Origin of the sequence: Gillisella vitis (assembly GCF_001541345.2) — a bacterium.
Lineage (GTDB): Bacteria > Pseudomonadota > Alphaproteobacteria > Rhizobiales > Rhizobiaceae > Allorhizobium > Allorhizobium vitis.
The window spans coordinates 196682-216832 of the sequence record NZ_LMVL02000006.1; the positions used below are offsets into that span (position 1 = coordinate 196682).

The following is a 20151-nucleotide window of genomic DNA, read 5'->3' on the forward strand; positions in this document are numbered from 1 at the left end:
CCGAGCATAGGGTTACGCCGCGTTGCTCTCAAGTGACGTATCAACGATTTCCGAGAGAACGTTGGGCAAATGTCACATGGTTTCAATCCTTGCGGGAATACATGCCTATTCTGCTTGGGATGCCTTGTTGCTCTTGTCGCCAAACGTGCAATTCTATTTTTCCGATGGGCCAGTTGGAGTGAGTGCAGGTATACAACGCATGAACTCAACCCCATAGTTCACGGGCATTTCACTGTTCTCCGAAAGTGGTTCCCGTGGCACACAATGCTCGTCCAAACATCTGTCAGCCAGAAAACAAACCGTATGAAGGTGTGAGCGACCAATCATGCCGGACCATGATGGCTGCGTTGCAAAAGCAGGGCGAGTTGCTCATTGTCGATGAAGAAATCGATCCCGTTTACGATCTTTCGGCCCTGCTGTCTTTGACACACGAGACGCATGCGGTTCGCGTCAACACGGTCAAGGGATCGGCGTTTCCGGTGTTTGGCAATCTCCTCTCAAGCCTCGATCGTATTGCGCTGGCGCTGGATGTTCCTCGCGCATCAATCCAGTCCACCTTGCTGGCGTCGGTGCAAAAGCCGGTTGCGCCGGTGATTGTCGAGAATGCTCCGGTTCAGCAGCAACGTTTTGAAGAGGGCGTGCTGGCACTTCTGCCTGTCCCGACATTTTTCGACAAGGAAACCGGCCCCTATGTGAGTGCTGGCATGATGATTGCGCGTGACCCGGAAACGGGACTTGGCAATGCCTCCTACGCACGCCTGAAAATTCTGAGCCCAACAGAAGCCCTAATTGGTATCGCCCCCAACCATCACCTGGCCATCATGGCCCGCAAGGCTGCCGACAAGGGTGAAGCCCTGCCGTTTGCCGTAGTTCTGGGTGCTCATCCGGCCATTCAGCTGGCCGCCTGCCTGTATCTGGGCCTTGGTGATGACGAGATGCATTGCGCCGGAGCACTCTTAGGCGAACCTGTCCGCATGGCCCGCTGCCGCAACAGTGATATTCTGGTGCCCGCCGAGGCCGAGATTGTCATTGAAGGCCATATCCATGCCAATACGCCGATTGTCGAGGGTCTGGTCTCGGAATATCACGGCATGTACGAGGATTATGGCAGTGGCGTGCTGGCAACGTTTGAGAGCATGTCAGCCCGCAAGGATGCGATGTTTCAGGTGATTTTGCCCGGTTATCATGCCGAGCACATCTATATTGCCGCCGTTCCAATCGCCGTCAGTCTCAAGGCCCAGCTTGCCCGCGTGATCCTCAATGTCGGTGAGGTGGCGGTGACTGCTTCTGGCTGCGGCCGCACCAATGTTGTGGTGCAGATCGACAAACCGCGCCCCGGACAAGCCCGCCGCACCATGGCCATCTGCTGGGGTGCGGTTTCCATTGTAAAATCCGTGACGATTGTGGATAGCGATGTTGACCCTTGGGACATCAACGCTGTTGAACTGGCAAAATCCACGCGTATGCGGGTGGATCGGGATATTCTGATCATTCCGGGCATGCCCGCTGATCGCTCCGAGCCGCAGGAAGAGGCAGGCATGGTGGCCAAGATTGGTTATGATGCCACCTGCAAAGCCGGAGACCGCAAGGAAGGCTATGATAAGGCATTGCCGCCGCAAGCGTCTTATGAGCGCATGAGCCGTGTGATCGCGGCGATCAAGCCGGAGTGTGTGGCTTGAAACGCCTGATCATCGCGATAACCGGGGCCTCCGGTGCCTGCTACGGAGTTCGCGCGCTGGAAATGATGCGCGACATCGATGGCATTGAGAGCCATCTGATTATCTCGCCCGCAGGGCTGCGCACCGCGATTGAAGAAGAGGCGGTGGAGAGCGCTGACCAGATCCGTCAACTGGCGGATGTCGTTCACAGCCACAAGGATATTGGAGCCTCTATCGCATCGGGCTCGTTTCGGGCGCATGGCATGCTGGTGGCACCGTGCTCGATCAAGACCCTCAGCAGCATTGCCCATTGCTATAATGATGATCTCATTACCCGTGCCGCAGATGTCTGCCTCAAGGAACGACGGCGCGTTGTTTTGATGGTGCGCGAGACACCTTTGCATGCGGGGCATATCGCGTTGATGGATCAGGCGACACGCAATGGCGCAATCATCATGCCGCCGGTGCCAGGTTTCTACACCCAGCCGAAAACATTGGCCGATCTGGTAAGCCAGACCGTTGGCCGGGCTCTTGATCTGTTTGACATTGACCACCCGTCCGTCCGTCGCTGGAAGCAGGAGGGAGACGCTTGACCCATTGAAACATGAGGCCCGACACTCTCGGAGCAGATGTTATTCGCCGTTCAAAAAACAAGGGGAACTGCGGTGGTTCGGATGAACTGCCGTAAAACGGAGAAAACCATGGCTAATATATTGAAATATTGCGAGGATTTCGCATTCGGATCTGTGCGCTTTGTCAGTGTCACGCTGGCCTTGCTTGGGGCAAGTGCCGCAATTTACGGCATCAATACCCCATCAGCCTTCGCTGAAGAACAGCCCATCAAGGGCGGTGAAATGACCATTATCAATGGCTCGGACATCAAGAGCTGGGACCCCGCCATTATTGGCGGCACCTATCCAGGCGGCCCTATGGATATGCTCGATGCTATCTATGGCTTTCTTGTCTACGTGGACGTGGATGGCAAGGTACAGGGCGGCATGGCCAGGAGCCTGACCAGCACGGATGCCAAGGTCTGGACACTGACATTGCGCGATAGCGTGAAGTTTACCGATGGCACTCCCTATGATGCCGAGGCGGTGAAATTCAACTGGGAACGTCAGGCCGCTCCCGACACCCTGTCTCCCTCGCAAGGCTTTGTTGCCTCGTGGATTGGCGGCGTGAAGATTGTCGATCCTTTGACGATTGAGATCACACTGCCGAAGCCGGATCGCAATTTTGGCTCATCGCTGGCACAGCTCGCCCCCTTCATTGCCTCTCCACAAGCATTGAAAGCCGCCAAGACCAAAACCGATATCAAGCCGGTTGGGGCCGGTGCCTTTGTGCTGGATAGCTGGAACCAGGGCGTTTCGATGAGCATGAAGCGCAATTCGCAATATTGGGATCAGCCACGTCCCTATCTCGACACGCTGAAATTCGCCATTATTCCCGAAACCAACAGCCGCATCGCCACCGTGGTGCAGGGTGGTGCCACAATGATGGCGGGCTATCCCTATCAGTTCGGATCAAACGCCAAGGCCGCAGGCGTTGCCACCCATGAAATCCCGATTCCCGGTCTCTATCGCGCTTACTTCAACCAGAAGAGTGGTTCCTTCACCGATCATCGGGCGCGCGAAGCTTTCTATGAAGCGATCAATCCATCGAAGCTGATGCAGGCCTACACGCAGGTCAGTGGTTACGACATTCCGACCAATTATTTCACCAAGTCGTCGCCATTCTATGATGCGACCTATAAACTCCCGACCTACAATCCCGAGCATGCCCAGGAATTGTTCGACCAGCTCGCCAAGGATGGAAAACCATTCAACATCAAGCTGGTAACCTATTCCAATTCGGATTTGAAGCGTCTGGCCTCCTACCTGCAACAGGCTTTGAGTGCTTATGACAACGTGACGGTTAATCTGCAACTGGTTGATCAGGCCATGCTCAGCCCAACCTGCAAGGGGCAGATGAATTTCGACTTCTGCGTCGATGGCGGCGTGCTGGTGGCCAATGGTGCAGAGCCGATCATTTCCAACCTTCTCAGTTCGAACGGCAATGACAATTGGGGCAAATACAACAGCACGGACATGGATAAAGAGCTGGCAGAAGCCAACGCCACCATGGATCCGGCTGCGGTGAAGGCTGCCTATACCAAAGTGCAAAAGCGGGTTGCGACAGACCTTCCGCTTTACATTTTCGGTGCTGAAACCCGCTTCCTGCTGCTGCGCGACACCACGGGCGGCATCGTGCCCTCCAATGGTGGCATCTTGCAGAAACAATATCTCTACGTCTGCAAGGACGCCTGCGTGTCAAAAGCCTCGAAGTAACACACTCCCCTATTGGCGAACCGCACGTTCGGTTCGCCATTTTTCTCCTCAAGGTGTTGATCCATGTTTGATAAACGGCCCAGAACCACATTTCGCGAGCTCTTCTCCAAAGAGCAAGTTTTCACTCCCTGCGTTTGGGATTGCTATTCGGCCAAGGCGGCAGAAATGGCGGGGTTCAAGGCCATTCTGCTCAGTGGTGCATCGCTGGGCTTCAGCATGTCTGGTGTTCCCGATATGGGGCTGCACAATCAGGAAGAACTGATCTGGGCCACAGACCGCATTGCCGATTATTCGCCCCTGCCGCTAATCATTGATGCCGACGATTGCTTTGGCGATGTTGCGCAAGCCTACCGAACATGCCGCAGGCTGGCAAAGGCCGGAGCCGCCGCCATTCTGCTTGAAGATACGCCCAACGAGCGCGGCTATGCCCGCTTTGGTCGCGCTATGGAAGCCGCGACACTGGCGGGTAAGGTGGATGGCAATGTCGATCATCCCGTGGTGTCGCAGGAGCTTTGGCTGGCCAAGATCAAAGCCGCCCTTGATGCCTGCGCAGGCACCGAGTGTGTGGTGATTGCCCGCACCGAATCCAAGCTGGAAAAAGGTCTGGATGATGCGATTGAGCGCTGTGTGCGGGCCGAAGAACTGGGCGCTGAAATGACCTATGTGCATGGTCTGCGCACCTTGGAAGAATGCCAGAAAGTGGCCAAGGCTCTGCCCGGCTGGAAGATGTTTGGCGATGTGGCAACGGTCGGCGGCAAGGCCTTTGTCGAGCTGGAAGATATCGCCGCCCTCGGCTTCAATATGGTCACCATGCATTATCTTGAGAAGGGCTCGATGTACGGCATGATGGATTTTGGCCGTCGTGTTTTTGCTGATCGCAGCACCCGCTATTCCGACGAGCACACCATGGGCGGCTATTCCACGCAAGAGCAGCGACAGATGCTGGAGCGCGACATCGGCTGGATGGATGCGGAAGAAGAATGGAAAAAAATCTGACCGTTTGTTGAAACAGAGCCGCTGAAAGGAGGTAACGACGTGACCATACAAGCCATGCCCTATGTAAAAGCCATCTCGACACGGCTTTTGGCCGGAATTCCGGTCTTCCTCCTCGTCACCTTCGGTGCGACGGCGCTGTCCAGCCTTGCACCGGGATCACCGGCGCAGCTGATATTGGGCGATAACGCCACCGCTGAACAGGTGGCAGCCCTCAACCAGACCTATGGCTATGATCTGCCGGTTTGGGAACGTTATCTGAAATGGCTTGGCGATTTGTTTCACGGTGATCTTGGGCAAACGCTGTTTTCCCAACAGCCCGTTTTGCACGTGGTGATGGATCGCGCCGCTGTGACCTTTGAAATCGCAGCCCTTGCCATGCTGGTGTCCATGCTTGGCATCCCGCTTGCCATGTTCACCGCAAGCCATCCCGGCAAGCTCGCCGACCGGATCTTGCGCTCGGTGGCCTCCGTGGTGTTGGCCGTGCCAACCTTTGTGATCGTGGTGCTGTTGAGCTATCTGTTCGCCATGGTGCTGCGCTGGTTGCCTGCAACGGGCTGGGTCAATTTCTCTGAAAATCCGCTGGCAAATCTCTGGTATGTGGCGCTTCCGGTACTATGCCTCAGCCTGCACCAGACGGCCTATCTCTACCGTGTCGCCCGCAATGAATTTGTTACCACGCTTCAGGAGGATTTCATTCAGGTGGCGCGGGCCAAGGGTATGCCGCTTGGCTATATTCTGTTTCGCCACGTGCTGCGTCCGTCCATGCCACAGATCCTCACGGTCATGGGTCTGTCGCTGACGTATATGCTGGCGGGTTCCTTTGTGGTTGAGAGCTATTTTGCCGTGCCGGGCATTGGCTGGACCGTGCTCACGGCGGTCAAAAGCCATGATATCCCGTTGGTACAGGCGATTTTGTCGCTGACTGTCGTGGTCTTCGTCATCATCTTCATGCTGGTGGATATCGGCTATGCCATCATCGATCCACGGGTCAATGTCACATGAGCACACCAGGCACCACCTCACCATCAATGGCAGACAAGACCAGCGACCTAAGCGCAATTGTGCGGGCAAACATGCCATGGTCGGCCAGATTACGGCTGCCGGGCGCAAGCCCCTTTGAGTTGATCGCGCTTGGCTTTCTGATCCTGCTGGTGCTGATCGCGATTTTTGTCGATTTTATTCCGGGCCTTGTCAGCCCCAAATTCCCTTACGGCGATTTTTCCCAGCCACCCGAATGGTCGTTGAATGGGTTGCTGGGAACCGACGATATTGGCCGCAGCATCCTATCGCGCGTATTCTATGGGGCGCGGGCATCCTTGATGATTGTTGGCGTCGCCACCTGTATTTCCGTGTCTGCTGGCCTGCTGCTGGGCATGGTGGCAGGCTTCTATCGCGGCATTTTTGAGCGCATGGTTGATCTCTATGCCAATACCATGTCGGCTCTGCCGTCCATTCTGGTGGTGCTGGCCTTTGTGACGGCCACCGGTCCCTCAGTGCTGACGATTATGCTCACCCTTGGCATTCTTGATATTGGCACCTATGCCCGTGTTGCCAAGGCGGGTGTCATTTCCCAGAGCAACCGGGATTATGTTCTGGCCGCCCGCGCCATGGGGGCAAGAGATAGCCGGATTTTGCTGAAAGAAATTCTGCCCAATCTGGTGCCAGCGCTCACCGCCGTCATGCCAACCTTGATGGCAGGACTGATTATCACCGAAGGATCGCTCAGCTTTCTCGGCTATGGCATTCCTGCCCCAGCCCCCAGTTGGGGCGGCATGATTGCCAGTTCCACCGATCTGTTAAGCCGCTTTCCGCTGCTTATCCTTGGTCCCGTAATGGCCATTGTTTTAACGGTCTATGCGCTCAACACCGTGGGAGATTATTTCGCCCAACGTCTCAACAGCCGCGAGAGGGAGAGCTGATATGGCCAGCGAAACCAGCCAGTCTCCCATCCTCTCCTGCGAGCACATGTCCTGCAAAATTGCGGCGAAACCCGCGCCCTTGCAGGTGCTGCACGATATCAATTTCTCTGTCTCACGCCGCACAACACTGGGCATTGTTGGCGAATCCGGTGCTGGAAAATCCATGTTGATCAAATCAATCATGGGTATTGCGCCGACCCCTGTGCGGGTTGAAGGACGCATTGTTCTCGATGGGATTGATCTCTCCACCTTGAAGCCCAAAGCACGCAGCCAGATGATTGGCCGCAAGGTCGGCATCGTCTTTCAAAACCCGATGACCTCGCTCAATCCCTATGCCACCATCGGACGGCAGATTGAAGAAGCAGGCCGGTTTCATCTGGGCCTCAGCCGGGCGCAGGCGCAGGAACGGGCCATTGAGCTTTTGACGGTGGTCGGCATTGCCGATGCTGGGGATTGCTACGGATATTTTCCGCACCAATTCTCCGGTGGCATGAAACAGCGCATCATGATTGCTACGGCTTTGATGTGTCACCCCGATCTGCTGATTGCCGATGAGGCCACCACCGCCCTTGATGTGACCGTGCAGAAAGAAGTGCTCGATCTTTTGCAAATCCTTCAGGAAGAGCGTCAGATGTCGATGATTTTGGTCTCCCACAATCTCGGCGTCGTGGCCGGGCGCACCGATACCATTCTGGTGCTCTACGGCGGCCATATCGTGGAAACGGGTCCGACAGCCGAGGTGTTTCGCAACCCCCGCCATCCCTATACCGGGGCGCTGCTTTCGGCCATGCCAAGAATGGATCAGCCAGCCCATGCCCGGCTGCACACCATTCCCGGCCAGCCGCCGAGCCTTGCCAACCAGCCCAAAGGCTGTCCGTTTGCGCCCCGTTGTCCATCAGCGCAGGGGCCATGCCATGAAATCATGCCGCCAATGACAAAGGGGGGTGATCATCATTTCGCCTGTCATTTTCCGCTGAACGACACCTCTGCATTGCGGGAGGTTTCTCATGGTTGAAACGCTGTTGACTGTCTCCGGCCTGTGCGTCGATTTTTCGCGTGGGGCTAAGATGATGAAGGCCGTTGATAACGTCTCCTTCTCCTTGGCTCCGGGGGAAACACTCGGGTTAGTGGGCGAAAGCGGCAGTGGCAAAACCACCATTGGGCGCGCACTGCTCAGGCTTTTGCCGCAGGCCGACACCCAATGGACGGGTGCTGTAGACTATCAAGGCACTGACCTTGCAAAGCTCTCCAACGGCGATATGCGGCGTATGCGCGGCAAGCTGCAAATGATCTTTCAAGACCCGCTCTCCTCCTTCAACCCGCGCCGCCGGGTTGAAGATATTGTGGCCGAGGGCTTGGTAATCCAGGGCGTAGCAAAGCCTGAGCGCGACAGGCGCGTGCGTGCGGCGCTCAAGGATGTGGGTTTTGATCTGGATGCTGTTGCGGGCCGCACCCCGCATCAGTTTTCTGGCGGCCAGTGCCAGCGCATCGCCATTGCCCGGGCGCTGGCCGTGGAACCCGAACTGATTGTCTGCGACGAGCCGGTGGCATCTCTCGATGTGTCGGTGCAGGCGCAAGTGATCAACCTGTTGCAAGACATCCGCGAAACCCGCAAGCTTGCGCTGATCTTCATCTCCCATGATCTGGCCGTGGTGAAGAATGTCAGTGATCGCGTGGCCGTGCTCTATCGGGGCAAAATTGTCGAGATTGGTTCAAGCGAGGCGATTTATGCGCTCCCGGCCCATCCCTATACGCACACATTGCTGGAAGCCGTGCCGGTTGTTGACGCCAGCCGGAAAGTGACGCCAGAGCGCAAGCGCATCGAGGTGCCATCCAGAAACCAGCCGCTCAGTGGCTGCGCTTTTAGGACCCGCTGCCCGCGTGCCACAGAGATTTGCGCCAACAAGGAGCCGGTGCTGCGTTTGGCGCTTCGGGGCCAGATGGTTGCCTGTCACCACCCGCATGATGAACCGGTATCAGCATGAGGTGGCGGTGATGGAAACTGCTGATCACTTCGCAAACAATGCATGGACAGCAATGTGTGCTCTCTATCGCACACCGGAAGTCGCGCAGCTCTGTGTTCACTTGCAAGATGCTTACGGTATTGATGTGCCACTGTTGCTGCTGCTGTTCCACGCCGATCAGCAAAAAATCGGCCTGGATATCAACGATTTAAATGCATTCCTGACGGATGCGACTTCATGGCGTGAGGATGTTGTGAAGCCGCTGCGGACCATACGTCAGGGCATGAGGGGCCGCTATACGGAGCATGATGAGGTTCAGCTCCGTACGGCTGTCAAGGCATTGGAATTGCAGGCGGAACAGGTCCATGTCTCACGCCTCGCCCGCAGTTTTATGCCGCATGCAAAACCAACAGAGCGAACCCAGATGTGTGATGGCTATCTGCTTGACTGCTGCGTACCAGAGGGCGAGCGCATAGAGGCGCTTCGGGTTTTTCAGAGTGCTGTTGATGGCGCACATATTCAAGATAATGACGAAGAAAGAAGGCTGCTATGAGTGATTTCGACAGAGTGGTGCGCGGAACCCTTGTGACCGAGGATGGCATCACCGAAAACGGCTTTGTGGCCATCCGCGATGGCATCATCGCAGCCCTTGGAAGCGGTTCTGCTCCGGCAGCCAGAGAGGTTGATGATTTCGGCTCGGCGCTGATTCTGCCCGGCATCATTGATGGACAGGTTCATTCCCGCTCGCAAAAAGATCAGGAGGATTTTATCTGGTCCACCCGGTCCGCTGCGGCAGGTGGCGTCACAACAATCGTCGATATGCCCTATGATACAGGCGGAAAATTGATCTGCACGGCGGAGCTTTTGACGGAAAAGGCCGAAAGTGCTGCCGAGCAGGCCCGCGTGGATTTTGCGCTCTACGGCACCATTCGCCCGTCGGATGGTCCAAAGCACATTGCAGAAATGGCAGATGCCGGGGCAGCGGGCTTTAAATTTTCAACTTTTGAGACCGATCCAAATCGTTTTCCGCGTATTCCAACGCCACTGCTCTATGCCGCCTTTGCCGAAGTGGCCAAGACCGGGTTGATTGCCGGTGTGCACAACGAAAATGACGAATGCGTCAAGGTCTGGAGCGAGGCGGTGAAGGCCACCGGCCGCACGGACTATCTGACCCACGGCGAAAGCCGCCCACCGATTGCCGAAACACTGGCCATCGCAGAGGTCTATGAAATAGCAGCCGCCACCGGATGCCCGGCCCATATTGTGCATTGCTCGGTTGGGCGCGGTTATGAGCTTGCGCAAGCCTACCGCGCCCAAGGTGTGGACGCGACCATTGAGGCCTGCATCCATTATCTCGTGTGCAGCGAAGAGGAAGACGTCTCCCGCCTGCTAGGCCGCGCAAAATGCAACCCGCCTATTCGATCCGCCAAGGAGCGCGAGAAACTCTGGCAGCATTTGGCTGCGGGGCACATCACCATTGTCTCCACCGACCATGTGTCATGGAGCCTTGCGGCAAAATCCTCACAGGTAATGTTGGAAAATTCTTCCGGCATGCCGGGTCTTGAGGTGCTCGCCAGCCTGTTGCTGGACGGGCTGACGGACCGTGACCTGCCACTCACCCATGCAGCAAAGCTGCTTTGCGGCAATCCCGCCCGGCTGTTTCGCCTGACCGCCCAAAAAGGTGCCCTGTCCATCGGTCTGGATGCCGATATTGCCGTCTTTGCGGAACGTCCCCGGATTTATGATGCGGCAGCCAGCGGCCATAATGTCGTGGGTTGGAGCCCCTATGAGGGCAAGCGCATCCGCCACGCGGCCATTGCAACCTTCCTGCGCGGCCAGATGATTTATGATGGCAAGGATGTTCTGGCAGCACCCGGACTGGGTCGCTTTATCAAGCCCACCCGCGCCGTCTCGAAGGTGGCTTGATCCGATGGCCAATATGCAATCCATCCCCAGCGTTGACCGGACAATCCTGCAAGCCGATTTCGACGCGCTTGCAGCCGTGACAGAGCCGGGCCGCCCCTGGACACGCCGCTCTTTCACGCCTCTGTTTCTGGAAGGTCGCACTTATCTCAAGACCCGCTTTGAGGAGGAAGGTCTGAGCGTTCGTCTGGATGCCGCTGGCAATCTGATTGGACGCTGGGAGGGCGCTCAACTTGATGCGCCCGTGCTGATGACTGGCTCGCACAGCGACACGGTTCCCAGTGGCGGCCGGTTCGATGGTGTGGCCGGTGTTCTATCCGGGCTTGCCGCCATTCGGGCGCTGCGGCTTGCCGGATACAGGCCGCAGCACCCCATTGAACTGGTTGATTTTCTTGCTGAAGAACCAAGTGATTGGGGCCTGTCCTGCATCGGCAGCCGCGGCATGGCGGGTGCGCTCACGGACCATCATCTTGCTTTGCTTGGGCCAAATAACGAATCCTTGCGCGAGGCGATAGACCGGATTGGCGGCAATGTCCCGCAGCTTTCCAGCGCCCGCCGCGATGACATTGCCAGCTATCTGGAAATCCACATTGAGCAAGGGCCGGTGCTGGAGGCAAAGAATATCCCGATTGGCGTTGTGACTGCCATTGCCGGTATTGGTCGCGTCAAAGTTCGCTTTGAGGGCATCGCTGGCCATGCAGGCACCTCGCCGATGGATATGCGGGCTGATGCGGCACTGGCCATGGCACGGTTTGCGCTTGCGGTTCGCGATGCCGCTTGTGCTGCGCAGGGCAAAGGGCATTTTACCGCCACCATCGGCGTGCTCACCATTGAGCCAGGCGGGGCCAATGTCGTGCCGGGCGCTTCCGAGGCCATCGTTGATATTCGTGCCGAGGATGATGGCATGATGGATAGGTTCATTGAGGCGCTGGAGGGGCTAGCCAGCAAAGCGGCGACCGATGAAAAATGCCATGTTGCGCTGTTTGAGCGCTTGAGCAAGACGCGGGCCGTTGCCTGCGATCCCTCGCTTAGATTGGTTTTGGAAAGCGCCGCCAGCGATCTCAACCTTCCAACCCTGTCTCTTGCCTCCGGCGCAGGTCATGATGCGGCATTCATGGCCCAGATCACCAAATCCGCAATGATCTTTGTGCCTTCACGCGATGGCAAAAGCCACACTCCAGATGAGTGGACGGATAACGAAGCCATCGCCCTTTCCGCCGATGTGCTCGTCCGTACCCTTGTCCGTCTGGATAGCAACACGCCTTAACCTCTGACGCTGCGGTGCCAGATCAATGCCTATTTTCACATGAAGGACTGACCTATGACCACAATCATACTGGATGGCGACAGCCTCACTATCAAGCAAACGGTGCAGATTGCCCGCGAAAACGCACAGGTCGAGATTGCAGCGGCGGCACGGGCCGAAATCATCAAAAAACGGGCTTATATCGAAGAAAACTGGCTGACGGAAAATGCGCCGCCAACCTACGGCTTCAACACCGGCGTCGGCAAGCTCAAGGATTACAAGATCAATCAGGCCGATAATGAACAGTTTCAGCTCAATATCGTGCTGTCTCACTGCTCTGGTATTGGCGAACCGGCATCTGAGGAAATCGTTCGTGCCATGATGGCCGTGCGCATCAATGCCTTCTGCGTTGGTGTTTCGGGTCTGCGCATTGAAGTGGTCGATCGCCTCGTACAGATGCTCAATAGCGGCGTGCATCCGGTGGTGCCAATCCAAGGCTCTGTTGGTGCCTCCGGCGACTTGGCACCGCTTGCCCATATGGTGTCCGTGCTGATCGGTTATGAAGATGCCGAAGCCATCTATAAGGGTGAACGCATGTCTGCTCCCAAGGCGCTTGAGTTGGCGGGCATCAGTCCGGTTTCCTTTGAGCTGAAGGCCAAGGATTGCCTTGCGCTCATCAATGGCAACAGCCTCTGCGCGGGCATGGGCGCTTTGACGCTGCACGACGCAGAAGAACTGATGAAGACGGCTGATGCCATCGGCGCACTCAGCCTTGAAGCCGTCCGTGGTGAGCAGGCGGCGTTTGATGCCCGTATTCACGAAGTTCGTAAGCAGCCGGGCCAAATACTGACGGCTGAAAACATCCGCCGCATGGTTGAGGGTTCTCGCCGGGCCTCAGAATCAGCCCGTGCCGTTCATCTTGAAGATGATATCCTGCACCCGACCTATCACCCGCGCGTGCAGGACCAATATTCCTTCCGCTGCTTGCCGCAAGTGCACGGCAGTTGCCGTGACCAGCTTGAACATGCCAAAACAGTGCTGACGCGTGAGTTGAATGCCGCCACCGACAATCCACTGGTGTTCTGGAATGAAAACGGTGCCTTGGAATTCCTCTCTGGCGGCAATTTCCATTGCGAGCCGATTGCCTTTGCCATGGATCTTCTCGCCATCGCCCTGATTGAAATCGGCAATATTTCCGAGCGTCGCCTGTTTGCCCTGTGCGACACCACGCTGAATTATGGTCTGCCGCCAAACCTGGCTGGAAAGCCCATCGGGCTTAACTATGGATACGGAATTATCTCCACAGCCGCCGCCGCTGTCGCTTCAGAAAACAAGACCTTAGCCTTCCCATCTGTCGCCGATACCATTCCCACCAAAAGCAGTCAGGAAGACCATGTCTCCATGGCCGCATGGTCGTGCCGCAAGGCACAGCAGGTGTTAGATAATCTGCCCAAAATTATCGGCGTTGAATGCCTGCTGGCCACCAAGGCGATTTTCCTGACCCGCCATGCACTGGGCAGCTTCAAACTGGGACGCGGTACGCAACCGCTTTATGATGCGCTGGCCGCCGTCATCCCGCTACAGGACGGAGATGGCTATATGCAAAAGCAGATCAAACCAGCCTTTGCCATGGTCACCGAGCGCAAGGTTTTGAATGTGGTCGAAACCGCCATTGGCCCTCTTCGCTGAAAGTCAAAAGCCAGGGATGGAGCTCCATGGGGTTGGAACAACAGCTGTCTGAAATCATGCGAGGCCCTTATCAACCAAAGAGAGTTACGGCGGATTTGATAGCAATTCCGCCGTATAGCACTCCTGCGCATCTGATAGCCGACAGGTTAACTTTACGGTGAATGAGAAATATATCCCCAATCAAGATGAGGGTTATTGCTTATGGAATTGGATCGAACTTCAATTCGCTCAGTTTCACAACCTTGTCGGTGCGGGTCATTTTATATTCGGTATCCGGGCCAAGCCATTTGTTCCAGATCTTGTTGATTTCGCCATCGGCATCAAGGGCGCGCAGCGTATCATTGATCTTGGCGGTCAGGGCTGGCTCGTCCTTTTTCATGCCAACGCCGATGGGCTGATAAAGCATCGGATCATCGATCATCCGCATCTTCTTGCCCTTGGTCTGGGATTCGTTGACGAATTTGGTGGTGGTCATGGTGTTGGCAACCATGCCTTCAGCCTTGCCCTGCTGAACGGCGAGATAGGCCGATGCCGTATCCTGGAAGGTCAGCGGGTCCGACTTGTTGAACTTGATCGACATCTCTGATGTGGAGCCTTTGGTGGAGGCCAAACGCTTGCCGGTGGGCGTTGGTGCGCGGCTCAGCTATCAGCGGAGCTCGTTCTTTGATGGGTCCGCTTATTTGGCTGCTCCTGCCGAGGCTCGGCAACGAACGGATTTCGGGCGTCCGCAGGCGAGCATTCGGTTAAGAAGTGCAACGCCGATCGCAGCTTCGGTCTGTTGAGCGAGGAATGACCGAGCGCGCATACGCTGTCCAATGACGCCTTTATATCGACCCATCGCGGTTTCAACCAATGCTCGTTTGCCATAACCGGTAGATGCTTGCCATTTAAGCTGGCCGTCTATCTGCACGGATGCGATGTGGTCGTGTCTCTGGCAGGACGCCTGGGCGTTGGGCTTTTCAACCGCATTCGAGCGCGGTGGAATGACTACCCTTGCGCCTGGGCTGTGACGCAGGACAACGTCATAGCTGGGAGCGCCATCATAGGCTCCATCCGCAGTGAACTGATCAATCTCATTGTTGATCTGATCTAGCAAAGGTTCCAGCTGCGAGGCATCGCCAGTTTCTTGATCTGTCAGGCTATGGGCAATGATCTCGCCACTGTCGGCATCAACCGCCAGGTGCAGTTTTCGCCAGCTGCGGCGGGACTTTACGCCATGCTTCTCCTCGAGCCATTGGCCGGCGCCATAGACCTTGAGCCCAGTACTGTCGACCAGAACATGAATGGGGCCGTCCGCCACATGCGGCCGGTCGTTGCCTCTGGCCGATGGCTTCCAGGTTCTGGCCCGTCGGCTCAGCGTGGTGTGATCGGGCACAGGCAAATCCAATCCCATCATGTCCAGCACCGAACTCAGCAGGCCTTCGCTCTGGCGCAAACGCAGCCCAAACACCATGCCCAGCATCAGCGTCGTTTCGATCGCCAGATCCGAATAGAGAGGCTGGCCACCACGCGTCCTGCGACGTGGCGCTGCCCAGCCCGCCAGAGCATCCGGGGTTATCCAAAGAGTCAAACTGCCACGGCGGCGAAGGCCCGCCTCATACTCCGCCCAGTTCGTCACCTTGAACTTCATTTTACCGATGTGATGGCGGCGGGAGGCGTTATGTTTGTGCGGCATCCGGGATCAATCAACCTATTTTCGATCTCGGCCGCATAGATGCAAAACGTTGAAATTTGGATCCTTGCACCAACTCCCCATGGTGGGGATCTCGGCGTTGTTTGCACTTGTCGTTGGCATTCCGCTGGCGGTTTTCCTTGTGCTTTCCTCACCCGGGGGGGTGATTGAGGCACCGCGCGCCAACCGGATACTGGGTGCGCTGATCAACGGTTTTCGCGCCACGCCGTTCATTGTGCTGCTGGTGGCATTGTTGCCTTTTACTCGGCTGGTCACTGGCACCACCATCGGCGTATGGGCCGCCATCGTGCCACTGTCGATCAGTACCACTCCCTTTTTTGCCCGCATTGCCGAGGTCAGTTTGCGCGAGGTGGATCATGGATTGATTGAAGCCGCGCAGGCCATCGGGTGTCGCCGCTGGCATATTATTCGTCATGTGTTGTTGCCCGAATCCTTGCCCGGTCTGGTAGGCGGTTTTACCATCACTATTGTGACGATGATCGGGGCTTCAGCCATGGCCGGGGCCGTGGGTGCAGGCGGGCTTGGCGATATGGCCATCCGCTATGGCTATCAACGGTTTGATACCACAGTGATGATTGCAGTGATCATCGTTTTAATTGCCACGGTCTGCCTTGTCCAGTTTACTGGAGACCTCATCGTCCGTCGCTTGCAGGCGCAGTAACGTCCGTTTCCATCGAGAATAGTATCATGCCTCCCATAAAACAGATTATCCTCAATGCCTTCACTATGAATTGTGTGGGGCATATCAACCATGGGCTTTGGGCACATCCCCGTGATCGCTCCCATGAATACAAGACGCTGCGCTACTGGACCGATCTGGCCCGCACACTGGAGCGCGGCCTGTTTGATGGGCTGTTTCTCGCCGACATTGTCGGCGTCTATGATATTTACCAGAATTCGGTTGATCTGACATTGCGCGAATCGATTCAGCTACCGGTGAATGACCCGATGCTGCTGGTGTCGGGCATGGCATCCGTCACCGATAATCTTGGTTTTGGCATCACCGTGAATACCAGTGTCGAGGCACCCTATACCTTTGCCAGAAAAATCTCGACGCTCGATCATCTCACCTCAGGCCGGATCTGCTGGAATATCGTCACTGGTTATCTCGATAGCGCCGCCAAGGCATTGGGCAAGACCGGCATGACCGAGCATGACACCCGCTACGACCAGACCGACGACTATATGGACCTGTTATATAAGCTCTGGGAGGGAAGCTGGGAGGAGGGGGCCGTGCGCCTCGACAAGCAGGCGCGGATATATGCCGATCCTGCCAAGGTTCATAAGGTCCAGCACCATGGACCCTATTACCAGTCCGAGGGCTATCATCTGTGTGAGCCCTCGATCCAGCGTACGCCGGTACTCTATCAGGCCGGCACATCGGGCCGGGGCCGGAAATTTGCCGCACGCCACGCCGAATGCGTGTTTATCGGCGCCACGGACAAGGCAGCAGCGCGTAAAACAGCCCAGTCTTTGCGGGAAGAGGTGGTCGCCGCAGGTCGCCACCCTGACGACATCAAGATCTTTCTCGGTGTTACTGTCGTGACCGACAAAAGCCGGGAAGCCGCCGCCGACAAGCTGGAGGACTACCGCCGCTATGCCAGCCCGGAAGCGGGCCTAGCACATTTTTCGGCCGGAAGCGGCATCGATCTCTCCCGCTACGAGCTTGATGATCCTATCCAGTACGGCCCCACCAATGCCATCCAGTCCGTCACGCAACTTGCCAAACAAAAGGGATGGACCAAGCGGCAATTGTTGAACGAGCTTTCCATCGGTGGACGTTATCCGTTAATCACCGGCGGGCCTGGCGAGGTAGCAGAGGAACTGATCTCCTGGATCGATGAAGGCGATATTGATGGCTTCAATCTCACCCGCGCCGTGACACCGGAAAGCTATGAGGATTTTATCGAGTTTGTGGTGCCGGAATTGCAAAGCCGGGGCGCTTACAAGACCAGCTATGGCCAGGGCTCCTTACGGCATCGGCTGTTCGGCGAAGGCAACCGGCTTCCCACCCGCCATGCCGACAGTCGCTATAGGGACTGCTTGATAACATGTCCATCGGCAGAATAGACGAATTTGTAGATCGTCTCATGCCTGGCAGAAATAGGATACTGTCTCAGGCGCATTTGGTCTGTGATCTGCTATGATGGCCAACCGTGGATGAGTCGGTCGCCAATGGACTTGCTCATATTTGAGAAACGCGCCAGCTTCCAGAGCCTTATTGCGTCTGAACCGCGCTCTAATTTTGCTGGAGACCGTTTGATTTAAGTTATGCTGCCATGGCTGGGGCATCCAGTATTACATAGCATTGGTCTGGCCTGCGGCGAGTTTATCAGACATGACGTTATGTGGGAACATTATATCACGAGGTTCTATAGGATGGCCTTCGTTACATTGTTGTTGTGAGCGCCCTTATCCGCGAAGTAGAGGCAGCACCTGCTGTCCCTGTCGTGCAATTTCGCCGAGATAAGGCGTATCTGATAAAACGAAATGCGTGATTCCCAGGTCCTGATATTTTTTTAGGGAACGGGCAACATCCTGCGCAGAACCCACCAGCCAGGTGGTGCCAGCCCCGCCGCCGCCAAATTTTCCGGGTGTGGTGTAGAGATTGTCGTCGAGAACATCGCCGCGCTTGGCCAGATCATAGAGCCGCTGTTGGCCAATGGCAACGGTGCCTGCGTGATCGTGCCAGACCACGCCGCTGCTCTTGGCCATCGCCTCAACCTTCGCCTCGGCATCAGCCCATGCCTGTTCTGTTGTGTCGCGCACCAGCGTGGTCACGCGCAGGCCGAACTGGAGAGGGGGCAGATCACGATCCAGCTTATGGCTCAGGGCCTTCAGGCGGTCTATCCGCTCGGCAATATCCGCAAGCGGTTCGCCCCAAAACAGCTGAACATCGGCCTCGGTTGCCGACACCTGTTCGGCAGCAGGGGAGGCACCGCCAAAATAGAGCAGGGGGTGTTTGCGCTCCCCGCGCTGCTGAAGCCTTGGCTGAACGGTTGACTTTGTGACGTGGTAATAGTGCCCGTTGAAGCTGACATTCTCCTCGGTCCACAGGCGGCGGGTCAGCCGCATGAACTCGCGGGTGCGGCCATAGCGCTCGGCTTGATCACCCTCGGTGTCGCCATAGGCCGAGACGGAATCTTTGCCAGACACAATATTGATGCGCACACGCCCGCCCGTCAGGTGATCCAGCGTGGCGGCGGATGCGGCGAAATGGGCGGGCTGCCAATAGCCCGGCCGGATGGCAATCAAGGCTTCAAAACTGCGCGTGCGTGTGGCCAGCGCTGTTGCGACGGTGAATGTATCAGGGCGCCCCCAACCGGTGCCGATCAGCGCGCCTTGCCAGCCGTTTTGTTCCAGCGCTTCGGCTTGTGTCACCAGTGTTTCAAGATTGTTGTGACCAACGACAGTATCGTCACCGCGATGCCCCGGTACAGTCTGGTTGGGAATGTACCAGAGACATTGCAACTCATTGCTCATTGTGTCCTCCAACATGCCTCATTGAATTCAAACCGCTGGTGTTGGCTCGCCCAGCGAGAGCATCAAGCGGTTTGCCCAGTTGAAGAAGGCCGCGCCATGCACGACATCATAGATCTCGTCATCGGAGAGACCGGCCGCGCGAAGCCGCTCCACATGGGTTGCCGCAAACACGGGCGGTGTTGCGGTCAATGCAACAGAAGCGCTGACAATGGCGTTCCAGCGCTCATCAAGATCAGCCCCCACGCCGTCATCCAGCAGTTTTTGCACATCATCCTTGCGCGGTGAGTGGTGCGATGCAAAGCGGGAATGGACGGACGCGCAAAAGATGCAGCCATTATAGCGCGATGTGGTGGTGGCGCTCAGTTCGCGCTCGGCGCGGGGCAGGCCATCTGCGGTGTTGTAGAAAATATCCTTATCGGTCTTGGTGCGGGCTTCCAGAATATCGGGATCGCGCACCAGAAGCGAAAAATAGGGTGATTTCGCCCGCGCCTTATCCACCAGCGCTTCATAATGGCGCTCTGTCAATTCAGATTCGGTGAGAGGCTCAAGCCATGGTGTCCAGCCGATCTGGTCTTGCGTGAACACATTGGGGGCGTTGTCCACCTTGGGTTCGATAATCGTGTCGGTCATGATGGATCGTCCTTATGCGGCGTTCAAGACTTTCAGACCGGCGACAACGCGGATCTGAAAGGCGAGGAAGGAAATCAGCTGCGACAGCGTGACAATGCCGGTGGTGCTCCAGCCTGCCTTGAGCAGGGCATCAAGTGCCTGCGGCTTGGCATCGCGCAGATGAAAAATCAGAAGATGGGCGTGTTCCAGCGCCGCACTTAAGCGGGCACCAAGGATGGTTTTTTCGCTCTCAGCCACGGTAAAAACAGGCCCCTCGCTGTTCTCAGAGGAGAGCGGACCAGCGGGATAATGGCCGTAAGGGCCAATGGCTGTTCCCTTCGATGCAGCGGTCTGAACAGCGGTCAACAGCGCAGGATTGGCGGCGAGCTTTTCCGCGTAGAATGCGGCGATCTCCGGTTGGCCGTGCAGGGCGGCCACGAAAACAGCAACAGCAAAGCGCTCTTCGATGGAAATCTGGCTGTCATCGCCGGGTGCAAACAGTGCTTGCCAGCTGGCTTGCGCCCCGTCCTTGGTCACAGGGCGGCGTGCGCGCAAAGCCTCGCCTTTGGAGCCGGGAACAATGCCGCTGAGAGTGTCAATAATATCGGTCATCAGACTTTACTTTCCTGATAAAATTCAATTGA

At 56.7% G+C, this 20151-nt stretch carries 18 protein-coding genes and 1 pseudogene; 14 read left to right on the top strand and 5 right to left on the bottom strand.

The annotated features are described in order from the left end of the window. The first annotated feature begins 338 nt into the window (after positions 1-338). The 12 genes from ASB66_RS20355 (at position 339) to hutH (ending at position 13722) form a co-directional block, all read left to right on the top strand. Entirely contained in the window at positions 339-1679 is a 1341-nt protein-coding gene (locus tag ASB66_RS20355) for a UbiD family decarboxylase (RefSeq protein ID WP_234614314.1), read from the top strand. Beyond that, complete coding sequence (locus ASB66_RS20360; RefSeq protein ID WP_060720083.1) at positions 1676-2251, top strand: UbiX family flavin prenyltransferase; 576 nt, start codon at positions 1676-1678, stop codon at positions 2249-2251. The genes ASB66_RS20355 and ASB66_RS20360 overlap by 4 nt, the downstream gene beginning before the upstream one ends. A gap of 108 nt (positions 2252-2359) precedes the next feature. Next, positions 2360-3985 carry an ABC transporter substrate-binding protein gene (locus tag ASB66_RS20365; RefSeq protein ID WP_081089201.1) on the top strand — a complete coding sequence of 542 codons (1626 nt, stop codon included), beginning with the start codon at positions 2360-2362 and terminating at the stop codon, positions 3983-3985. Between the two features lie 63 nt (positions 3986-4048). Next, positions 4049-4981, top strand: a complete 933-nt coding sequence (locus ASB66_RS20370; protein ID WP_060720084.1) for an isocitrate lyase/PEP mutase family protein — start codon at positions 4049-4051, stop codon at positions 4979-4981. 54 nt (positions 4982-5035) lie between these two features. Continuing rightward, positions 5036-5983 carry an ABC transporter permease gene (locus ASB66_RS20375; RefSeq protein ID WP_081089202.1) on the top strand — a complete coding sequence of 316 codons (948 nt, stop codon included), beginning with the start codon at positions 5036-5038 and terminating at the stop codon, positions 5981-5983. Next, a complete protein-coding gene (locus ASB66_RS20380) occupies positions 5980-6900 on the top strand; it encodes an ABC transporter permease (RefSeq protein ID WP_060720086.1) in 921 nt (306 codons plus the stop codon). Before ASB66_RS20375 ends, ASB66_RS20380 begins: the two co-directional genes overlap by 4 nt. Before the next feature lies 1 nt (position 6901). Continuing rightward, positions 6902-7915, top strand: coding sequence for an ABC transporter ATP-binding protein (locus ASB66_RS20385; protein WP_060720087.1), 1014 nt, complete (start codon positions 6902-6904; stop codon positions 7913-7915). Further along, positions 7908-8885: an ABC transporter ATP-binding protein gene (locus tag ASB66_RS20390; protein WP_060720088.1), complete on the top strand. Its 978-nt coding sequence runs from the start codon at positions 7908-7910 to the stop codon at positions 8883-8885. The genes ASB66_RS20385 and ASB66_RS20390 overlap by 8 nt, the downstream gene beginning before the upstream one ends. Positions 8886-8895: 10 nt before the next feature. Then, positions 8896-9417, top strand: a complete 522-nt coding sequence (locus tag ASB66_RS20395; RefSeq protein ID WP_060720089.1) for a TIGR02444 family protein — start codon at positions 8896-8898, stop codon at positions 9415-9417. Then, on the top strand, positions 9414-10790 hold the full coding sequence (locus ASB66_RS20400) for a dihydroorotase (protein ID WP_060720090.1): 1377 nt from the start codon (positions 9414-9416) through the stop codon (positions 10788-10790). The genes ASB66_RS20395 and ASB66_RS20400 overlap by 4 nt, the downstream gene beginning before the upstream one ends. A gap of 4 nt (positions 10791-10794) precedes the next feature. Then, positions 10795-12054 carry a Zn-dependent hydrolase gene (locus tag ASB66_RS20405; RefSeq protein ID WP_081089203.1) on the top strand — a complete coding sequence of 420 codons (1260 nt, stop codon included), beginning with the start codon at positions 10795-10797 and terminating at the stop codon, positions 12052-12054. Between the two features lie 54 nt (positions 12055-12108). Next, a complete protein-coding gene (gene hutH, locus ASB66_RS20410) occupies positions 12109-13722 on the top strand; it encodes a histidine ammonia-lyase (RefSeq protein ID WP_060720091.1) in 1614 nt (537 codons plus the stop codon). A 199-nt stretch (positions 13723-13921) separates the two neighbouring features. Here hutH and ASB66_RS20415 read toward each other — a convergent pair. After that, positions 13922-14341 (bottom strand): annotated as a pseudogene (locus ASB66_RS20415) (transporter substrate-binding domain-containing protein); the annotation flags it as partial. Positions 14342-14398: 57 nt separating this feature from the next. Then, positions 14399-15397, bottom strand: a complete 999-nt coding sequence (locus ASB66_RS20420) for an IS5 family transposase (RefSeq protein ID WP_060717763.1) — start codon at positions 15395-15397, stop codon at positions 14399-14401. Positions 15398-15446: 49 nt separating this feature from the next. Between ASB66_RS20420 and ASB66_RS20425 the strand changes: the two genes are divergently transcribed. After that, positions 15447-16076, top strand: coding sequence for a methionine ABC transporter permease (locus tag ASB66_RS20425; protein ID WP_267970791.1), 630 nt, complete (start codon positions 15447-15449; stop codon positions 16074-16076). Positions 16077-16102: 26 nt separating this feature from the next. After that, entirely contained in the window at positions 16103-17485 is a 1383-nt protein-coding gene (locus tag ASB66_RS20430; protein ID WP_060717946.1) for an LLM class flavin-dependent oxidoreductase, read from the top strand. A 342-nt stretch (positions 17486-17827) separates the two neighbouring features. Here ASB66_RS20430 and ASB66_RS20435 read toward each other — a convergent pair whose 3' ends face one another. From ASB66_RS20435 to ASB66_RS20445, 3 genes are read right to left on the bottom strand one after another with little or no spacing between them, the layout of a single operon-like run. Continuing rightward, complete coding sequence (locus ASB66_RS20435) at positions 17828-18898, bottom strand: LLM class flavin-dependent oxidoreductase (protein ID WP_060717947.1); 1071 nt, start codon at positions 18896-18898, stop codon at positions 17828-17830. 27 nt (positions 18899-18925) lie between these two features. Next, entirely contained in the window at positions 18926-19528 is a 603-nt protein-coding gene (locus tag ASB66_RS20440) for an alkylhydroperoxidase domain protein (RefSeq protein ID WP_060717948.1), read from the bottom strand. A 12-nt stretch (positions 19529-19540) separates the two neighbouring features. Beyond that, positions 19541-20119 (bottom strand): CMD domain protein, encoded by a 579-nt coding sequence (locus ASB66_RS20445; RefSeq protein WP_060717949.1) that lies wholly within the window; start codon positions 20117-20119, stop codon positions 19541-19543. Positions 20120-20151: the final 32 nt, after the last annotated feature.

What these genes read in the sequence shown, in the direction of transcription:
- ASB66_RS20355 (WP_234614314.1), top strand. Translation starts at nt 339, where the DNA reads ATGGCTGCGTTGCAAAAGCAGGGCGAGTTGCTCATTGTCGATGAAGAA.
- ASB66_RS20365 (WP_081089201.1), top strand. Translation starts at nt 2,360, where the DNA reads ATGGCTAATATATTGAAATATTGCGAGGATTTCGCATTCGGATCTGTG.
- ASB66_RS20370 (WP_060720084.1), top strand. Translation starts at nt 4,049, where the DNA reads ATGTTTGATAAACGGCCCAGAACCACATTTCGCGAGCTCTTCTCCAAA.
- ASB66_RS20375 (WP_081089202.1), top strand. Translation starts at nt 5,036, where the DNA reads ATGCCCTATGTAAAAGCCATCTCGACACGGCTTTTGGCCGGAATTCCG.
- ASB66_RS20380 (WP_060720086.1), top strand. Translation starts at nt 5,980, where the DNA reads ATGAGCACACCAGGCACCACCTCACCATCAATGGCAGACAAGACCAGC.
- ASB66_RS20385 (WP_060720087.1), top strand. Translation starts at nt 6,902, where the DNA reads ATGGCCAGCGAAACCAGCCAGTCTCCCATCCTCTCCTGCGAGCACATG.
- ASB66_RS20390 (WP_060720088.1), top strand. Translation starts at nt 7,908, where the DNA reads ATGGTTGAAACGCTGTTGACTGTCTCCGGCCTGTGCGTCGATTTTTCG.
- ASB66_RS20395 (WP_060720089.1), top strand. Translation starts at nt 8,896, where the DNA reads ATGGAAACTGCTGATCACTTCGCAAACAATGCATGGACAGCAATGTGT.
- ASB66_RS20400 (WP_060720090.1), top strand. Translation starts at nt 9,414, where the DNA reads ATGAGTGATTTCGACAGAGTGGTGCGCGGAACCCTTGTGACCGAGGAT.
- ASB66_RS20405 (WP_081089203.1), top strand. Translation starts at nt 10,795, where the DNA reads ATGGCCAATATGCAATCCATCCCCAGCGTTGACCGGACAATCCTGCAA.
- hutH (WP_060720091.1), top strand. Translation starts at nt 12,109, where the DNA reads ATGACCACAATCATACTGGATGGCGACAGCCTCACTATCAAGCAAACG.
- ASB66_RS20420 (WP_060717763.1), bottom strand. Translation starts at nt 15,397, where the DNA reads ATGCCGCACAAACATAACGCCTCCCGCCGCCATCACATCGGTAAAATG.
- ASB66_RS20430 (WP_060717946.1), top strand. Translation starts at nt 16,103, where the DNA reads ATGCCTCCCATAAAACAGATTATCCTCAATGCCTTCACTATGAATTGT.
- ASB66_RS20435 (WP_060717947.1), bottom strand. Translation starts at nt 18,898, where the DNA reads ATGAGCAATGAGTTGCAATGTCTCTGGTACATTCCCAACCAGACTGTA.
- ASB66_RS20440 (WP_060717948.1), bottom strand. Translation starts at nt 19,528, where the DNA reads ATGACCGACACGATTATCGAACCCAAGGTGGACAACGCCCCCAATGTG.
- ASB66_RS20445 (WP_060717949.1), bottom strand. Translation starts at nt 20,119, where the DNA reads ATGACCGATATTATTGACACTCTCAGCGGCATTGTTCCCGGCTCCAAA.